Origin of the sequence: Pseudoflavonifractor sp. 60, from assembly GCF_009911645.1 — a bacterium.
In the GTDB taxonomy this organism is placed as follows: Bacteria; Bacillota; Clostridia; order Oscillospirales; family Oscillospiraceae; genus Lawsonibacter.
On record NZ_QWKI01000390.1, the window covers coordinates 1 to 219 of the forward strand.

Consider the following 219-nt stretch of genomic DNA (forward strand, 5'->3'; position numbering starts at 1 on the left):
ACAGCTCATGGCAGAAATCGGGGACGTGACGCGGTTCATCCACAGAGGTTCTATCACCGCTTTTGCCAGCGTTGACCCTGGCGCTAACCAGTCCAGTGAGCGTGAAGCCAAGAGCGTCCGCACTTCCAAAAGCAGCCCGCCAGAGCTGCGCAGGACGCTGTTCCTTGTGATGGACGGCCTGCTGAAATCCATGCCCCAGGATGACCCGGTCTACCAGTT

At 58.9% G+C, this 219-nt stretch carries 1 protein-coding gene; it reads left to right on the forward strand.

From position 1 onward, the window contains the following. Positions 1 to 219 (forward strand): transposase (locus D1646_RS22550; protein ID WP_160638539.1); only part of this gene is annotated, 219 nt, incomplete at both ends.